Source organism: Pantoea sp. ACRSB (genome assembly GCF_022346905.1).
Classification (GTDB): domain Bacteria; phylum Pseudomonadota; class Gammaproteobacteria; order Enterobacterales; family Enterobacteriaceae; genus Pantoea; species Pantoea piersonii.
This window is the reverse complement of sequence record NZ_JAKRNL010000005.1, coordinates 54,085-70,385: the sequence shown is the minus strand read 5'-3', so window position 1 is coordinate 70,385 and position 16,301 is coordinate 54,085. Positions and strand designations below refer to the sequence as shown.

At 58.3% G+C, this 16,301-nt stretch carries 14 protein-coding genes; 6 read left to right on the top strand and 8 right to left on the bottom strand.

Features of this window, described 5'->3' with window-relative positions:
* Window positions 1-26: 26 nt before the first annotated feature.
* Window positions 27-2,873 (bottom strand): bifunctional [glutamate--ammonia ligase]-adenylyl-L-tyrosine phosphorylase/[glutamate--ammonia-ligase] adenylyltransferase, encoded by a 2,847-nt coding sequence (gene glnE, locus MHZ89_RS15595; RefSeq protein WP_311783781.1) that lies wholly within the window; start codon window positions 2,871-2,873, stop codon window positions 27-29.
* 22 nt (window positions 2,874-2,895) lie between these two features.
* The gene (locus MHZ89_RS15590) at window positions 2,896-4,206 is read right to left on the bottom strand and encodes an inorganic triphosphatase (protein ID WP_311783780.1); all 1,311 of its coding nucleotides are present in this window, start codon (window positions 4,204-4,206) and stop codon (window positions 2,896-2,898) included.
* A 207-nt stretch (window positions 4,207-4,413) separates the two neighbouring features.
* Between MHZ89_RS15590 and MHZ89_RS15585 the strand changes: the two genes are divergently transcribed.
* Window positions 4,414-5,034: a TIGR04211 family SH3 domain-containing protein gene (locus tag MHZ89_RS15585; RefSeq protein WP_311783779.1), complete on the top strand. Its 621-nt coding sequence runs from the start codon at window positions 4,414-4,416 to the stop codon at window positions 5,032-5,034.
* A gap of 238 nt (window positions 5,035-5,272) precedes the next feature.
* Window positions 5,273-6,505, top strand: a complete 1,233-nt coding sequence (locus MHZ89_RS15580) for a multifunctional CCA addition/repair protein (protein ID WP_311783778.1) — start codon at window positions 5,273-5,275, stop codon at window positions 6,503-6,505.
* Between the two features lie 18 nt (window positions 6,506-6,523).
* On the opposite strand, the gene bacA is transcribed toward MHZ89_RS15580, so the two are convergent.
* Together bacA and folB are read right to left on the bottom strand one after the other, a co-directional pair.
* A complete protein-coding gene (gene bacA, locus MHZ89_RS15575; protein ID WP_126690330.1) occupies window positions 6,524-7,342 on the bottom strand; it encodes an undecaprenyl-diphosphate phosphatase in 819 nt (272 codons plus the stop codon).
* A 194-nt stretch (window positions 7,343-7,536) separates the two neighbouring features.
* Window positions 7,537-7,896 (bottom strand): bifunctional dihydroneopterin aldolase/7,8-dihydroneopterin epimerase, encoded by a 360-nt coding sequence (gene folB / locus MHZ89_RS15570; protein ID WP_120454810.1) that lies wholly within the window; start codon window positions 7,894-7,896, stop codon window positions 7,537-7,539.
* A 108-nt stretch (window positions 7,897-8,004) separates the two neighbouring features.
* Here folB and plsY point away from each other — a divergent pair, with 108 nt between their 5' ends.
* Complete coding sequence (plsY, locus tag MHZ89_RS15565; protein ID WP_311783777.1) at window positions 8,005-8,613, top strand: glycerol-3-phosphate 1-O-acyltransferase PlsY; 609 nt, start codon at window positions 8,005-8,007, stop codon at window positions 8,611-8,613.
* A gap of 51 nt (window positions 8,614-8,664) precedes the next feature.
* On the opposite strand, the gene tsaD is transcribed toward plsY, so the two are convergent.
* Window positions 8,665-9,678, bottom strand: coding sequence for a tRNA (adenosine(37)-N6)-threonylcarbamoyltransferase complex transferase subunit TsaD (tsaD, locus tag MHZ89_RS15560; RefSeq protein ID WP_311783776.1), 1,014 nt, complete (start codon window positions 9,676-9,678; stop codon window positions 8,665-8,667).
* 281 nt (window positions 9,679-9,959) lie between these two features.
* On the opposite strand from tsaD, the gene rpsU reads away from it, so the two are divergent.
* The 3 genes from rpsU (at window position 9,960) to rpoD (ending at window position 14,194) form a co-directional block, all read left to right on the top strand.
* Complete coding sequence (gene rpsU / locus MHZ89_RS15555) at window positions 9,960-10,175, top strand: 30S ribosomal protein S21 (protein ID WP_001144069.1); 216 nt, start codon at window positions 9,960-9,962, stop codon at window positions 10,173-10,175.
* Between the two features lie 118 nt (window positions 10,176-10,293).
* Window positions 10,294-12,039 carry a DNA primase gene (dnaG, locus tag MHZ89_RS15550; RefSeq protein ID WP_311783775.1) on the top strand — a complete coding sequence of 582 codons (1,746 nt, stop codon included), beginning with the start codon at window positions 10,294-10,296 and terminating at the stop codon, window positions 12,037-12,039.
* A gap of 310 nt (window positions 12,040-12,349) precedes the next feature.
* Window positions 12,350-14,194: an RNA polymerase sigma factor RpoD gene (gene rpoD / locus MHZ89_RS15545; protein ID WP_311783774.1), complete on the top strand. Its 1,845-nt coding sequence runs from the start codon at window positions 12,350-12,352 to the stop codon at window positions 14,192-14,194.
* Window positions 14,195-14,241: 47 nt separating this feature from the next.
* On the opposite strand, the gene MHZ89_RS15540 is transcribed toward rpoD, so the two are convergent.
* The 3 genes from MHZ89_RS15540 to MHZ89_RS15530 form a co-directional block, all read right to left on the bottom strand.
* Window positions 14,242-14,991, bottom strand: coding sequence for a substrate-binding domain-containing protein (locus tag MHZ89_RS15540; protein ID WP_311783773.1), 750 nt, complete (start codon window positions 14,989-14,991; stop codon window positions 14,242-14,244).
* A gap of 95 nt (window positions 14,992-15,086) precedes the next feature.
* The gene (gene mug, locus MHZ89_RS15535; RefSeq protein WP_311783772.1) at window positions 15,087-15,602 is read right to left on the bottom strand and encodes a G/U mismatch-specific DNA glycosylase; all 516 of its coding nucleotides are present in this window, start codon (window positions 15,600-15,602) and stop codon (window positions 15,087-15,089) included.
* Complete coding sequence (locus MHZ89_RS15530) at window positions 15,599-16,189, bottom strand: TetR/AcrR family transcriptional regulator (protein ID WP_311783771.1); 591 nt, start codon at window positions 16,187-16,189, stop codon at window positions 15,599-15,601. The genes mug and MHZ89_RS15530 overlap by 4 nt, the downstream gene beginning before the upstream one ends.
* Window positions 16,190-16,301: the final 112 nt, after the last annotated feature.

Sequence of the window (16,301 nt, the reverse complement as noted above, 5' to 3'; positions counted from 1 at the left end):
ATGCGATCCGCGCTATCAACAGGCGCTTAAGGTGTTAGCGGCGACGCCAGCCAGCGCTGCCAGCTTGCCATTACGGTTTGCCGCTCGGCGGCAAAGGCGTCCGGCTCGACATGGGCGGGCAGCTCCTGCAACGCCAGATGATGCAGCGCGTCACGCAGCGTGACATAGGCATGCGTCAGCGCCTGCGCTTCCTCTTCCGGCATTTTGTTATAGCGCGCCGCCAGCTCGAAGATACGCACATTGTCGGACCAGCGCGTCAGTTCAGGCTGTTCGGCGGCCCAGGCTAAGACCAGATATTGCGCGATGAATTCAATATCGGTAATGCCGCCCTGGTCGGTTTTAATCTCCCAGCGTCCTTTATGTTTGTTGCTGAGGTACGCGCGCATTTTTTCGCGCATTTCCCGTACCTCTTTTTGCAGCGCTTCAGGCGCGCGCGGCAGGCAGAGAATAGCGCGGCGAATCGCATTAAAGCGTCCGGCCAGCGCGTCATCGCCAAATACCACGCGGGCGCGCACCAGCGCCTGATGCTCCCAGGTCCATGCCTCGTGGCGCTGATAGTCGTCAAAGGCGTCAAAGGTGCTGACCAGCATGCCCGCGGCGCCGGAAGGCCGCAGCCGCGCGTCCACCTCGTAGAGAATGCCTGAGGCGGTGCGAGTGCTAAAGAGATGCATAATGCGCTGCGCCAGCCGCAGATAGAACTGGCGGCCATCAATGCTGCGTTCTCCGTCCGTGACCGTCTCTGCCGGACAGTCATGGAGGAATACCAGATCGAGATCGGAGCTGTAGCCCAGCTCCCAGCCGCCCAGCTTGCCGTAGCCCAGCACCGCGAAGCCGCGCTCGCTCTCGCTTTTCAGATGTCCCGGCCGCCCGTAGCGCTGCACCATCATCAGCCACGCCTGTTGCACCACCGATTCGATAATCGCTTCCGCCAGCCATGTTAAGTGATCGCTCACTTTCATCACCGGCAGCGTTCCTGCGATATCCGCCGCCGCAATGCGCAGCAGCTGCGCCTGTTTAAACTGGCGCACCGCCTCAAGCTGCTGCTCTTCATCATCAACGGGAATACGCATCAGATACTGGCGCAGCTCGTCGCGGTAGGCGTCGGTGGCGGTCGGCTGATAGAGCGTTGCGGGATCGAGCAGCTCATCCAGCAGCAGCGGATAGCGCGCCAGCTGGCTGGCGATCATCGGCGATGCCGCGCAGAGGCGGATTAAATGCCGCAGGGCGCCGTGATATTCGGTCAGGAGTTCAAGATAGGTGCTGCGCGTCAGCACGCCCAGCAGCAGCGGAACAAGGCGGCTGAAGGTCACGGCGGCGTCGTCGCGCGGACACACTTCGCTCAACAGGCGCGGCATAAGCTGATCGATCGCCAGCCGCCCGCGTGGACCGATAGTGCGACGGCTAATGTCCTGACGAAAATCCTCCAGCGCACGATGCAGCGAACGTCGCTGGTCATCGCCTAACTGCGGTACCAGTGGCGCCAGCTCCGCATCCTCCAGCGAATCCTGCCACATGCTGCTGAACTCCTGCAGCTCAGGCTGATCGCTGATTTCAGGGATATCTTCGCCGATCAGTTCGTCGAAGATAGCGCGCACCGCCGCCATATGCGTTTCAAGCTGCGCCGTCAGGGCGGGCCAGCTCTCTGCGCCTATCGCCCAGGCGAGCCGCGCGCGATTGAGCGGATCGGTCGGCAGCGTCTGGGTCTGTTCGTCGGCAATGCTTTGCAGCAGGTTCTCCAGACGACGCAGGAAAAGGTAAGCCTCGCGCAGCGTAGCGACCTGCTCTGCTGTCAGCAGCGCCAGCTCGCCAATGGCTGAGAGCGTCGGCAGCAGGGAGCGCTGCTGTAGCGAGCGCTCACGTCCGCCACGTATCAGCTGAAACACCTGCACGATAAATTCGGTTTCGCGGATGCCGCCCGCGCCCAGCTTAATATTGTTGGTCAGACCGCGCCGCCGCACTTCGCGCGTGATCATGCTCTTCATATTGCGCAGCGACTGAATCACGCTGAAGTCGATATAGCGGCGATAGATAAACGGGCGCAGCATCTGCTGCAGCTCCTGGCTCCAGCGATCCTGATCGTCGCCCATCAGGCGCGCCTTAACCATCGCATAGCGCTCCCAGTCGCGGCCCTGCTCCTGATAGTAATCCTCCAGCGCGGCGAAGCTCAGCACCAGCGGGCCGCTGTCGCCGAAAGGACGCAGCCGCATATCGACGCGGTAGACGAAGCCGTCCATGGTGGGCTGATCCAGTACCTTAATAAGCCGCTGTCCCATGCGCGTAAAAAACTGCGCATTATCCAGCTCGCGTCGGCCGCCGCGCGTCGCGCCGTTTTCCGGCCAGGCAAAGATAAGGTCGATATCGGAAGAGAAGTTAAGCTCGCCGCCGCCCAGCTTGCCCATGCCGAGGATAAGCATCGGCTGCGGCTCGCCCGCGCTGTTGCAGGGCGTGCCGAAATCCCGGCAGCACGCCTGATACACCCAGTCACGCGCGCGGCCAATCAGCACTTCCGCCAGTACGCTAAGCTGTTGCAGGCTCTGTTCGGTGCTCGCGTCGTGCAGGCACTGCATCCAGGCGATGCGCACCAGCATGCGGCGGCGGAACAGCCGCAGCGCGCGCATCAGCGCTGCCTCGCTGTCGACCGCGGCGATGTCGTCATCCAGCCAGCGCGCGTAGTGCTGCCATTCATCCGGCTGCGGCGGTTGCTGCTGGAGCGCCAGCCACCACTCCGGCTGACGCTGCAGGTTTTCAGCAATGAAATCACTGAAGGCCAGCGCGGCGCGCTGCGCGTCGGTCAGGACATCAGCGGCAAGGCCGAGGCGCTCAGCCACGCTGGCCGCCTGCGCCTGTAACTCTGCGGGTAACTGCGGCAACATCTTCTCTCCCTGATGGATTAGATCATCGTGGCGCGCTGCTGTTCAGCCAGAAGGCGGGCTGGCGAATCGCCTGAGCCGCCAGCGATTTCAGCCAGCGATCCTGATTTTGCGCTATAGACTGCTGCAGCTGCTCCCACGGCGACAGCCAGACGGCAACGGCTTCCGGCGCATAGGCGCCCGCCAGCAGATGCACCGCCAGCAGTTGGCGCGACAGGCGCGTCGCTTTGTCGTGATATTCGTTCGCCTGCTGCACATCGCTGAAGGTCTCTTTCAGATCCGCCGCGATACGGCTCAACATAATGTCGCTGAAGCGCTTAAAGGAGCCGTCGAGCTTCGCCTGATTCTTTGCATCGATCCAGGGCTGCCACTGCGACTCCACCAGCCAGTGAGTAAGCGCTAACTGGGTTTCGACGGAGAGCGCTGAAAAGCTCAGCGCCTGCGCATCTTTTACCGGTTCGGCGAGGATCTCTTCCAGCGTGGTGAGTTTCTGGCGCAGCTCGCTGCTCGCCTTGCGCGGCACCAGCGCGCCGAACAGAGAAAAGGCCTGACGCAGCGCTTCCAGCGCCTCGACGACGCTGTGCTGCGCCTCGGGATTGCCGCGCAGCCAGACCTCTTCATGATACTGCCAGTGGCTGAGGGCGCTGGACATGGCGGTGACCATCCCCTCTTCTACCGTCGCTTTCGGCGCGGCCTTTAACAGCGGGAACGGACGCAGCGGACGCGGCGGATTGCCCTGCGCCAGCTGGTAGCCCCGCGCCGCTTTGCTCAGGCTCCCCAGACGCAGGCCGCCGTTTGCGATAAGCTGCCGGGCGAAGGTCATCATGTCGTTGCGCTGACCGCTTTTCAGCTCCAGCTCCACCTCAAAGAGATCTTCGCTCAGCGTCTCTGTGGCGACTGCGCCGCGATCGAACGCCACTTCCACTTCGCTTTCGCCCACCTGAACCAGCCAGGTTTCACGCTGGAAATGGGTGCTGAAGAGCGGCTGCAGCCGCTGCTGCAGCGCGGCGATGTCGGTGCCCTGCGGCCAGACCTCAGCGGGCAGTCGCGCGATATCCAGTTTCGCTTCGGGCAGGTCGATATTGTATTCCGCACGCTGATGCAGGCCGCCGAGGGTTTTTCCGGCGGTTTTGAGCGTCATCTCGTGATGACCGTCAACGCCGCGAATACGCAGGCCCATATCCCAACGACGCAGCTGGTTGTCATCCGTCTCAAAATAGACGTTGCTTAACGCGCGCGCGGCATGGTGCTGGTGGGGAAAACCGGCGAGGGTTTGCGCCAGCTTGCTGGCGGCGTCAGGGGTGGCAATGAACTTTAGCTCGATTTCGATGGTCATAATTTTTTATTCAATACGCTGCTGGCACTTACGAGGGTTATCTGGCGAAGATTAATGCACTGAAGGCGTGCTGTCTCTGCTTTCTTTGCGCTTTCGCTACCCTTTTCGCAGGGAAATGAGACCAGGATAGTTCTCATTCAGATTTATGCGAGGCGGTTCCAGACTGTGCCGGTAAATTTACAGACCCCCAAGCTAAAACGACATCGAATGAAAAAAATTGTAATCGCAGGCCTTACCTTGTTGGCTATTAGTACGCTCACGCCAGCCCATGCAGACGAAAAACGCTACATCTCCGACGAATTATCCACCTGGGTTCGCAGCGGACCGGGCGACCAGTTTCGCCTGCTCGGCAAGCTGAACGCGGGTGAAGAAGTGCAGCTGGTGCAAACTAACACCGACACGAATTACGGCCAGATCCGCGACTCGGAAGGCCGTACCGTCTGGATCCCGCTTTCGCAGCTCAGCGCCGAACCCAGCCTGCGCACGCGCGTGCCGCAGCTGGAGCAGCAGGTAAAAGATCTTACCGCTAAGCTGGGCAATATCGATAACAGCTGGAACCAGCGCACCTCGGAAATGCAGAATAAAGTCGCCAACAGCGACAGCGTGATCAACGGGCTGAAAGAAGAAAACCAGAAGCTGAAAAATGAGCTGATCGTGGCGCAGAAAAAGGTCAGCGCCGCCAACGTTCAGCTGGATGACAAACAGCGCACCATCATCATGCAGTGGTTTATGTATGGCGGCGGCGTGCTGGGCGTCGGCCTGCTGCTGGGGCTGGTGTTGCCGCATATGGTGCCGCGCCGCAAGAAAAAAGATCGCTGGATGAACTAAGCCTTCTTCCGCGCTTTCTTGTCATACGCGACCGGGTCGGCGCGGGTGACAAGGCCCGCTGTAAGGTCACTATTTTAAGGGCATCCTTTGATGTCCTTTTAAGGGCATCCTTTGATGTCCTTTCTGTCATGCCTGCAATCTGGCCATTGTGTGCAACAATAGAGCAACAAGCGTGCTGAATGTTCAGCGGCGAATTTGCCCTGCGGCGCGCCTTATTTATTATCTCTGGAGTTGTTGAGTGAAGACCTATTTAGTAGGCGGCGCCGTTCGCGATGCGCTGTTAAAACTGCCGGTCAAGGACCGGGACTGGGTGGTAGTCGGCGCGACGCCTGAAGCGATGCTGGCACAGGGTTTCCAGCAGGTCGGCCGCGATTTCCCGGTATTTCTCCATCCGAAAAGCCGCGAAGAATACGCGCTGGCGCGCACCGAACGGAAAAGCGGCAATGGCTATACGGGTTTTGTCACCTGGTCCGCGCCCGATGTAACGCTGGAACAGGATCTACAACGCCGCGATCTGACCATCAATGCCATTGCGCAGACGGAAAGCGGCGATCTGATCGATCCCTTTCATGGACTACGCGATCTACAGAGGCGTCTGTTGCGCCACGTTTCTGACGCCTTTAATGAAGATCCGCTGCGTGTACTGCGCGTGGCGCGCTTCGCCGCGCGTTTCGCGCATCTTAATTTCCGTATTGCCGAAGAGACGCAGGCGCTGATGCGCCAGATGGCGGAGAGCGGCGAGCTAAGTCATCTTACCGCCGAGCGCGTCTGGAAAGAGACGGAGAAAGCGCTGACCTCGCGCAATCCGCAGGTCTATTTTCAGGTGCTGCGCGACTGCGGCGCGCTTGAAGTGCTGTTCCCGGAGCTTGACAGGCTGTTCGGCATTCCCGCGCCGGCGAAGTGGCATCCGGAGATCGACACCGGCGTGCATACGCTGATGACGCTGACGCTGGCGGCATCGCTGTCGGATGAAGTCGATGTGCGTTTCGCTACGCTGTTCCACGACGTCGGCAAAGCGCTGACGCCGCCAGAGAAGTGGCCGAGCCATCACGGACACGGCGCGGCGGGTGTGCCGCTGGTCGAGGCGCTCTGTCAGCGTCTGCGCGTGCCGAACGCTATTCGCGATCTGGCGCTGATCGTTACGGAATATCACGACGTGGTGCATACCATTGAACGCCAGTCCGCCGACGCCCTAGTGGCGCTGTTCGATCGTATCGACGCCTGGCGCAAACCCCATCGGGTAGAGCAGATAGCGCTGACCAGCGAAGCGGACGCGCGCGGCCGCGCCGGACTCGAAAGCATGGCCTATCCGCAGGGCGACTATCTGCGTCAGGCGTTTGCGCTGGCGCAATCGGTGCCGACCAAAGCGGTCATCGAGGCGGGTTTCAAAGGCGCTAAGGTAAGAGAAGAGCTGACGCGGCGTCGTATTGCCGCCGTGGCGCAAGGAATTGCGGAGATGCGGCCAGCCTGATGGCTGGCCGCGCAGGCATTACATAAAGATAGCGTAGACGGCTGCCGCTACGATAAAGCGGTAGATGGCGAAAGAGACGAACGAAATGCGTTTAATCAGCTCAAGGAAGGCTTTAATCGCAATCAGCGCCACGATAAACGCGGTCACGAAACCGACGGCGAACATCGGAAAATCGCTCATCGTCAGGAAGCCGATGCTTTTATAGAGATCGAGGCCGGTAGCACCCATCATCATCGGCACAGCGAGAATAAAAGAGAACTCTGACGCGGCGTAACGACTAACGCCCATCAGCATGCCGCCGGAAATGGTAGCGCCGGAGCGAGAGAAGCCCGGCCAGAGCGCAAGGCACTGGAAGCAGCCGATCATAAAGGCCTGGCGATAGGTAATATCGTCAATCCCCACCGCTTTTGGCTGTTTCGGCTTCAGGTATTCCGCCGCCAGCAGCAGCAGGCCGCCGACCACCAGCGCGTAGGTGACGTTAATCGGGTTGAACAGCGTTTTGATCTGGTCGTGCAGCACCAGCCCGATGACGACCGCCGGAACCATTCCCAGCAGGATATGGATCAGCGTCAGATGCCCGCGGCCCACGCCTTCATGCTTTACTTCGCCAAAATGAATGCCGATTAATCCAAAGAGACGACGCCAGAACATCACCACCACGGCGAGTATGGATCCAAGCTGGATCACCACTTCGAAGGTTTCTGCTTTATCGCCCTCAAAGCCCAGCAGGTGGCCGACAATAATCATGTGCCCCGTGGAAGAGACAGGCAGGAATTCCGTTAGCCCCTCCACGACGCCCAGGATTGCAGCTACCCAAAGCTGATGAATATCTGCCATCAAATTTTCCTTATGTCCGTTTCAAACCCATTAAAAAGGCGGTCGCGATTTTGCTTCCGCCTGAAATTCTGCCATCGTCAGCCTGAGGGAAACCTTAAGGCTTTCGGCGCCCTTAGCGTTTAACAACGCACCGGCAGAGCGTATGGCAGACAATAATTTGGTTTGGTTTCACTGTGATGGCAATCACAACGTATTCATTTAGGAATAGTCCCGCGCTCGATGCGCACGCCGACCTGATTTGCCTGCGCAACCGCGCCCGGTTTGGCGACCCGGATACGCACGCCTGGCGTACCGAAACGCGTCATCAGCAGATCCGCAATTTCCTCCGCTACGCGCTCAACCAGCGCGAAGCGCGTACCGCTGAGGTGCGTCAGGATCGCCTCAGAGACGTCGGCATAGCTTAAACAGTGGTTTACATCGTCGCTGCGCGCCGCCTGGCGGTTGTCCCACGCCATTTCGACATCGAGCACCAGCTTCTGCTGAATGCCCTGTTCCCAGTCGTAAACGCCAATGGTGGTGAACACCGTAAGTTGTTCGATAAAAACGATATCCATGATGACACTCTCTGTTTTTGGCTAAGCCGGATACCACTTCCGGCGTATAATGCGTATTATCCACGGTTAACGAAGACAAAACGACCCTAAAGGAAACGGTACGGTAATATGAGTGCTATCGCGCCTGGTATGATTTTTTTCGCGTATCTTTGCGGTTCGATTTCGAGCGCCATTCTGGTCTGCAAAATCGCCGGACTGCCCGATCCGCGCACTCAGGGTTCAGGTAATCCTGGCGCGACCAACGTGTTGCGCATCGGCGGCAAAGCCGCAGCGGCCTGCGTTTTGGTTTTCGATATCCTCAAAGGCATGGTGCCGGTCTGGCTGGCGTACCTGCTGCATCTCGCCCCGCTTTATCTTGGCCTTACCGCTATTGCGGCCTGTCTTGGCCATATCTATCCGGTCTTTTTCCGCTTTCGCGGCGGCAAAGGCGTTGCGACCGCGCTGGGCGCCATCGCGCCGATCGGCTGGGATTTAACCGGGCTGATGACCGGCACCTGGCTGCTGACGGTGCTGCTGAGCGGCTACTCGTCGCTGGGGGCAATTGTCAGCGCGCTGATTGCGCCCTTCTACGTCTGGTGGTTTAAGCCGCAGTTCACCTTTCCGGTGTCGATGCTGTCATGCCTGATTCTGCTGCGTCATCACGACAATATTCAGCGTTTGTGGCGCGGTCAGGAGAGTAAAATCTGGAAGCGCAAAAAAACGCGCAAAGAGGAATAACAGAGCCGAGGCTGTCGGCTCTGTCAGGGATTAGAAAACCCCATCTTTACATCAGATAGCGGGCAGCTCCGCCAGCGGCCAGCGAGGCCGTACGCTGACTCCCAGCCCGCCGCGCGTGCCGCCTTTCAGCCGTACCATGCCCGCATAGGCGATCATCGCGCCGTTGTCGGTGCAGAACTCCGGACGCGCATAGAAAACTTCGCCGCCGCGTCCCTGCATCATCTGCGCCATGCGATCGCGCAGCGTGCGGTTGGCGCTGACGCCTCCCGCAATCACCAGCCGCTTAAAGCCGGTTTGCTCCAGCGCGCGTTTGCATTTGATCATCAGGGTATCGACCACCGCATCCTCGAAAGCGCGCGCGATGTCGGCATGGGTTTGCGCATCGTCCGCATTTTCGCGAATGGTGTTGGCGGCAAAGGTCTTCAGACCGGAGAAACTGAAGTCCAGTCCGGGCCGATCGGTCATCGGGCGCGGAAAGGTAAAGCGTCCCGCGACGCCCTGCTGCGCTATTTTCGACAGCATCGGGCCGCCGGGATAGTCCAGCCCCAGCAGCTTGGCGGTTTTATCAAAAGCTTCGCCTGCGGCATCGTCGATGGATTCGCCCAGCAGCGCATATTCGCCGATGCCGGTTACGCTAATCAGCTGGGTGTGACCGCCCGATACCAGCAGCGCCACGAACGGAAACTGCGGCGGATTCTCTTCCAGCATCGGCGCCAGCAGATGGCCTTCCATATGATGTACCGGCACCGCAGGCACCTTCCACGCAAAGGCCAGCGCGCGTCCGATGGTGGCGCCGACCAGCAGCGCGCCGACCAGACCCGGCCCCGCCGTATAGGCGACGGCGTCGATCTGTTGCGGCTGCAGGTTCGCCTGTTTCAGCGCCGCCTGAATCAGCGGGACGGTTTTGCGCACGTGATCGCGCGACGCCAGTTCCGGCACCACGCCGCCATAATCGGCGTGCAGTTTCACCTGGCTGTAAAGCTGATTGGCGAGCAGACCCGCTTCGTCATCATAGATTGCGATGCCGGTTTCATCGCAGGATGTTTCAATACCCAAAATTCGCATAGCGCTTACCTCTTACTTGCGGCGCGCAGTGTAGCATAGCAACGCCTTCGTTCGTCGACGCTTTCGCTGCAAAAAGTGATTCCGTGGCGCGCAAAGAGTGCGCTATACTCCGCACCCTTGAAAAAAACCGGCAGCCGCATCGGCAAACGCTCCTGTTGGTTCTTAATTGTCCATGGTGCTTTACAAACCGACTCACGTTGGAGTAAAATGCTGCACCATTTTGAAAAGTGCTGGCGCCGCAGTCAGCAGCAAAAACCGAATTTTATCGAGGTGAGAGTTACATGCCGGTAATTAAAGTACGTGAAAACGAGCCATTCGACGTAGCACTGCGTCGCTTCAAGCGTTCCTGCGAGAAAGCAGGCGTTCTGGCTGAAGTTCGTCGTCGTGAGTTCTATGAAAAACCGACCACAGAACGTAAGCGCGCTAAAGCGTCAGCAGTTAAGCGTCACGCCAAAAAACTGGCTCGCGAAAACGCACGCCGCACTCGTCTGTACTAAGTTCTTCCGGAGGTTCGCCTCCACCGCGTGTTAAACGCAGACAGAGTCACGTAAGAGGCCGTGCTTTCCGAAAGGAAGCGCGGCTTGTTGCCGTTTATGAGCTGAAAATCTGGGGCTTATGGCTGGAAGAATCCCACGCGTTTTTATCAATGATCTGCTTGCCCGCACGGATATCGTGGATCTGATCGATGCCCGCGTTAAGCTGAAAAAGCAGGGTAAGAACTTCCACGCGTGTTGTCCTTTCCACAATGAGAAAACCCCCTCTTTCACCGTAAACGGCGAGAAGCAGTTTTATCACTGCTTTGGCTGCGGCGCTCACGGCAACGCCATCGACTTTTTGATGAATTACGATCGACTGGAATTTGTCGAGAGCATCGAAGAGCTGGCGACGCAACACGGTCTGGAAGTGCCCTATGAAGCGGGCAGCGGACCGAGCCAGATGGAACGCCATCAGCGCCAGAGCCTGTATCAGCTGATGGAGAACCTCAACGGTTTTTATCAGCAAAGCCTGACGCAGTCTCACGCACAAGCGGCGCGCGACTATCTCAGCAACCGCGGCTTAAGCGCCGAGGTCATCGAGCATTTCGCCATCGGCTTCGCGCCGGCGGGCTGGGACAACGTGTTAAAACGTTTCGGCAGCAATAAGGACGATCGCGAGTCCCTGATGGAAGCCGGCATGCTGGTCTCCAACGACAAGGGCCGCACCTACGACCGCTTCCGCGAGCGCGTCATGTTTCCCATCCGCGATAAGCGCGGACGCGTGATTGGCTTCGGCGGCCGCGTACTGGGCAACGATACGCCGAAGTACCTGAACTCGCCGGAAACGCCCATTTTTCACAAGGGCCGTCAGCTTTACGGTCTGTATGAAGCGCAGAAGAATCATCCGCAGCCTGCTCGCCTGCTTGTAGTAGAAGGCTATATGGATGTGGTGGCGCTGGCGCAGTTTGGCATTGATTACGCGGTAGCCTCGCTGGGCACCTCCACGACGGCGGAGCATATCCAGCTGCTGTTCCGCAGCACCGATACCGTGATCTGCTGTTACGACGGCGATCGCGCGGGTCGGGAAGCCGCGTGGCGCGCGCTGGAAACCGCATTGCCTTACATGAATGACGGACGTCAGCTACGCTTTATGTTTTTGCCTGACGGCGAAGATCCGGACACGCTGGTACGTAAAGAGGGTAAAGACGCGTTTGAAGCGCGTATGGAGCAGGCGATGCCGCTCTCCTCTTTCCTGTTCGACTCGCTGTTGCCGCAGGTGGACCTGAGCACGCGCGACGGTAAAGCGCGCCTGAGTACGCTGGCGCTGCCGTTGATCACGCAGATTCCAGGCGAGACCCTGCGCATCTATATGCGTCAGGAACTGGGTAATAAACTCGGCATTCTTGACGATAACCAGCTAGAGAAGCTGATGCCGAAGCTGGCACCTGGCGGCGCTGCGCCGACGGCACCGCCGCTGAAGCGCACCACGATGCGTGTGCTGGTAGCGCTGCTGGTACAGAATCCGCAGCTGGCGACGCTGGTACCGGCGCTTGACGGACTGGACCAGGTAAAAATGGCGGGTTTACCGCTGTTTGCTGAATTAGTCAGGCGTTGCAATGAGAATCCTGGATTGACTACCGGACAGCTACTAGAGTTATATCGCGGAACAAATTTTAGTCAGACGCTTGAAACCTTAGCCACATGGAACCACATGATAGTGGATGAGGAAGTTGAAGCGGTGTTCCATGACTCGCTGGCGAGCATTTACGACGCCGCGCTGGAGCAGCGTCTGGAAGAGCTAATTGCCCGCGATCGCACTCAGGGTTTAAGCGCGGAAGAACGCCGCGAATTCTGGACGTTAAGCCAGGCGCTGGCGAAAAAGTAGAATTTACAGTGGGTCAGACTGTTGCGCGTAGTCAAAGGCGCATGTCTGACCCATTCGTTTCTGGGGCGTAGCGCCGCAAGCCGAGGCTTAGTGACGCGATAAGCCAAGCCGGAGACGTTAACCTGTAAGGGCTGAAAGGGCGAACACGCCAGGCCCGGAACATATTCAAAGCGGCTTAAGTGCCGATATACAATGGGCAAAAGCCCTGGCCGCGACGAAGGCAGCGGCAATAATACAACGCCTTCACTGTTATAGTTGGCTCGCTGCCGACCGACACCAATCTAATTAACAGAAGTGTGGATACCGTCTTATGGAGCAAAACCCGCAGTCACAGCTTAAGCTGCTTGTCACCCGTGGTAAGGAGCAAGGCTATCTGACCTATGCTGAGGTCAATGACCATCTGCCGGAAGATATCGTCGACTCCGATCAGATCGAAGACATCATCCAGATGATTAACGATATGGGTATTCAGGTGGTGGAAGAAGCCCCTGACGCCGACGATCTGATGCTGAACGAAAACAGCGCCGATACTGACGAAGATGCCGCGGAAGCCGCCGCTCAGGTGTTATCCAGCGTAGAATCTGAAATTGGCCGCACCACCGACCCTGTACGCATGTATATGCGTGAAATGGGTACCGTTGAGCTGCTGACGCGCGAAGGCGAAATCGACATTGCCAAGCGCATCGAAGACGGTATCAACCAGGTACAATGTTCGGTTGCGGAATACCCGGAAGCCATTACCTATCTGCTGGAGCAGTACGACAAAGTCGAAGCGGGCGAGTCTCGCCTCTCCGACCTGATCACCGGCTTCGTGGATCCAAACGCTGAAGAAGATCTGGCGCCTACCGCCACCCACGTCGGCTCCGAGCTGTCTGAAGAAGACCGCGACGACGACGAAGATGAAGACGAAGAGAGCGAAGACGACAATTCCGATGACGATAACTCTATCGATCCGGAGCTGGCGCGCGAGAAATTCGTCGAGCTGCGCACGCAGTATGAAACGACCCGCACCGTCATCAAGAGCAAAGGTCGCAGTCATGCTGACGCAGTAAAAGAAATTCAGAACCTTTCTGACGTCTTTAAGCAGTTCCGCCTGGTGCCGAAGCAGTTCGACTACCTGGTCAACAACATGCGCGAGATGATGGAGCGCGTGCGTACGCAAGAGCGCATCATCATGAAGCTGTGCGTTGAACTGTGCAAAATGCCGAAGAAAAACTTCATCACGCTGTTTACCGGCAACGAGACCAGCGAGAGCTGGTTCAAAGCCGCGCTGGCCATGAATAAACCCTGGTCAGAGAAGCTGAAAGAAGTAGAAGAAGATGTGATGCGCTGCCTGCAGAAACTGCATCAGATCGAAGAAGAGACCGGCCTGACCATCGAGCAGGTTAAAGATATCAACCGTCGCATGTCTATCGGCGAAGCGAAAGCGCGTCGTGCGAAGAAAGAGATGGTAGAGGCGAACCTGCGTCTGGTGATTTCAATTGCGAAAAAATACACCAACCGCGGTCTGCAGTTCCTCGACCTGATTCAGGAAGGCAACATCGGCCTGATGAAAGCGGTTGATAAATTTGAATACCGTCGTGGTTATAAGTTCTCTACCTATGCCACATGGTGGATCCGTCAGGCGATCACCCGCTCTATCGCCGACCAGGCGCGTACCATCCGTATTCCGGTGCATATGATTGAGACCATCAACAAGCTCAACCGTATTTCGCGCCAGATGCTGCAGGAGATGGGCCGCGAGCCGACGCCGGAAGAGCTGGCCGAGCGTATGCTGATGCCGGAAGACAAGATCCGCAAAGTGTTGAAGATCGCCAAAGAGCCGATCTCTATGGAGACGCCGATTGGCGACGACGAAGATTCGCATCTGGGCGACTTTATCGAAGACACCACGCTGGAGCTGCCGCTTGACTCTGCTACCTCCGAGAGCCTGCGTTCAGCCACCCACGACGTGCTGGCGGGCCTGACCGCGCGTGAAGCCAAAGTGCTGCGCATGCGTTTCGGCATCGATATGAACACCGACCATACGCTGGAAGAGGTGGGCAAACAGTTCGACGTAACGCGTGAGCGTATTCGTCAGATTGAAGCGAAAGCGCTGCGTAAGCTGCGCCACCCGAGCCGTTCAGAAGTGCTGCGCAGCTTCCTGGACGACTAATCGCTCCATCGTTAAAAACCCCGGCTCGCCGGGGTTTTTTATTGCCTTTAAAACGGCGTCAGCCCCTTGTCACGCATCACAGCTTTCGCCCGATCGCTTTGCAGATAGTGTACAAAGTCGTCCGCCGCCTGCGGCTGTTTGCTGGAGGCAGTTACAACCGCCCCGTAAAGAGTATCCTGCTGCACCGCAGGTGGAATAAGACCGACGATGGTAATGCCCTTCACCGCCTTTAGCTCGCTGTTCTGCTGAAAACCGATTGGCGCTTTGCCCTCTGCAACAGCTTCGCCAACCGGCGTCGCGGGGATCACCTTCACCTTTTTCGCCGTCTGCTCGCCAAGGTTCAGCTTTTTCAGCATTTCGCTGCGGATATAGCGCCCGCTGGCGCTGTCTGAGACAGCGATGCTTGAGGCTTCGGTCAGCACCTGTTTGAACTTCGCGACGCTGCTGATATCGGGCGCTGGCCTGCCCTGCTTCACCGCCATCGCAATCCAGGAGTGCGCCAGCACCTGGTGCGTGTCACTTTTCACCTGCTGCGCCAGCGGTTTGATGGCGTAATCAACCATGACCAGCACGTCGGCGTCGTCGTGCCGCTTCAGGCGATTCGGGATCGCCTGCGGCGTGTCGCCCATTGATGGCGCGGCTTCCAGCGTCAGCTGATTGCCGCTGCGCTTTTCGTAATCGGCTTTCAGGCTCTCCACCACGGGATACATCCCGCCGGAACAGAACACGCGCAGCGTTTCGCTCCAGCCCGGCGCGGCAAACAGCAGCGCCATCAGCATAACCAGGTACTTTTTCATTCCACTCCCCTTATATAAGCCAGTACCTGGTTTAGCCAAGATGGTGCCGGGGAACAATTGCCAGTCGGCGGTAAGCCGAGCCTGCTCACGTTTTATTAGAGACTTTTATGTAACGCATCATGAAGTTGCCGGTATGCCTCGACGATCTCATCCAGTGAGGTGCGGTTAAGCCCGCTGGGATTTGGCAGCACCCAGACCTGAGTCTTGCCCATAAAGATCCCCTGTAAGCCCCACTCTACCTTGCGCTGGTTAAAGGCGCGCCTGAAAGCGTCTTTGCCCAGGATAGCCAGCACACGCGGCTGGTAGTTAAGCACCTTATCGGTCAGACGCGCGCCGCCGTTGCGCAGCTCCTCAGCAGCCAGCTGATTCGCCTGCACAGTAGGACGCTCGACCAGCATAGTGATGCCGCAGCCGGTCTCCAGCAGTCGCTGCTCTTCTTCGGGCTTAAGCTGCTGGCGAGTAAAGCCAGCAAGAAAGATCACTTTCCAGAACCGGTTGCCGGGATGGGCGAAGTGATAGCCGGTATGCGCCGTCGAATGGCCTGGGTTGATGCCGCAGAACAGCACGTCGAGACCGGGCGCGATAATATCAGTTATGTTGTGCTCGCTCATGCTACACGCTCCAGCCCGGTGCGACGTTTCAGCGCCTGTCGGCTGCGCGCCAGCATTGTTGCGGAGAGGGCCTTATCAGGGCAGGCGCGCGCCAGCGCCAGCGCGCCGACCATTTCTGCCAGCAGGCTGCTGGCCAGCGCCTCAGCCTCGCGCAGCCCAAGCTCGGCGAGCAGTTCACTCAGCCGCTGCAGCATAGACGCTACGCCCTGGGTAAAGATGGCTTTCGCCTCCTCCGGCAGATGGCCCACTTCGCTGACCAGCGCGGGCATGGGACAGCCTTCGGCGGGTGAGTCGCGATGCGTTTCTGACAGGTAGTAGTCGATAAGCGTGTTCAGCCGTTCAGCCGGATCGGACTGTTGCCACAACGGCTGCATGCGCTGCGTTGAGTCAGTGAACATCTCGGCGATTACCGCCTGCACCAGCGCCTCACGCGAGTCGAAGTGCGCATAGAAGCCGCCGTGCGTCAGCCCGACGCGCTTCATCAGTGACGCTACGCCGATGCTCTCAGTACCGCACTCTCGCATTACCCGCGCCGCTTCATCCAGAATACGCTGCCGCGTCCGCGCTTTATGGCTTAGTTTATCCATCGCTCTTTTCCTGCTGATACGTTCTGCCATTCATAGTAATTATTATGACCATCATATTCTACCTTGACGATGAATATGATGATCGTCATATTAACAACACATATGACAACCA

Excerpts from the sequence above, each read along its gene's own strand:
- glnE (WP_311783781.1), bottom strand. The coding sequence starts at position 2,873 with ATGTTGCCGCAGTTACCCGCAGAGTTACAGGCGCAGGCGGCCAGCGTG.
- MHZ89_RS15590 (WP_311783780.1), bottom strand. The coding sequence starts at position 4,206 with ATGACCATCGAAATCGAGCTAAAGTTCATTGCCACCCCTGACGCCGCC.
- MHZ89_RS15585 (WP_311783779.1), top strand. The coding sequence starts at position 4,414 with ATGAAAAAAATTGTAATCGCAGGCCTTACCTTGTTGGCTATTAGTACG.
- bacA (WP_126690330.1), bottom strand. The coding sequence starts at position 7,342 with ATGGCAGATATTCATCAGCTTTGGGTAGCTGCAATCCTGGGCGTCGTG.
- folB (WP_120454810.1), bottom strand. The coding sequence starts at position 7,896 with ATGGATATCGTTTTTATCGAACAACTTACGGTGTTCACCACCATTGGC.
- plsY (WP_311783777.1), top strand. The coding sequence starts at position 8,005 with ATGAGTGCTATCGCGCCTGGTATGATTTTTTTCGCGTATCTTTGCGGT.
- tsaD (WP_311783776.1), bottom strand. The coding sequence starts at position 9,678 with ATGCGAATTTTGGGTATTGAAACATCCTGCGATGAAACCGGCATCGCA.
- rpsU (WP_001144069.1), top strand. The coding sequence starts at position 9,960 with ATGCCGGTAATTAAAGTACGTGAAAACGAGCCATTCGACGTAGCACTG.
- dnaG (WP_311783775.1), top strand. The coding sequence starts at position 10,294 with ATGGCTGGAAGAATCCCACGCGTTTTTATCAATGATCTGCTTGCCCGC.
- rpoD (WP_311783774.1), top strand. The coding sequence starts at position 12,350 with ATGGAGCAAAACCCGCAGTCACAGCTTAAGCTGCTTGTCACCCGTGGT.
- MHZ89_RS15540 (WP_311783773.1), bottom strand. The coding sequence starts at position 14,991 with ATGAAAAAGTACCTGGTTATGCTGATGGCGCTGCTGTTTGCCGCGCCG.
- mug (WP_311783772.1), bottom strand. The coding sequence starts at position 15,602 with ATGAGCGAGCACAACATAACTGATATTATCGCGCCCGGTCTCGACGTG.
- MHZ89_RS15530 (WP_311783771.1), bottom strand. The coding sequence starts at position 16,189 with ATGGATAAACTAAGCCATAAAGCGCGGACGCGGCAGCGTATTCTGGAT.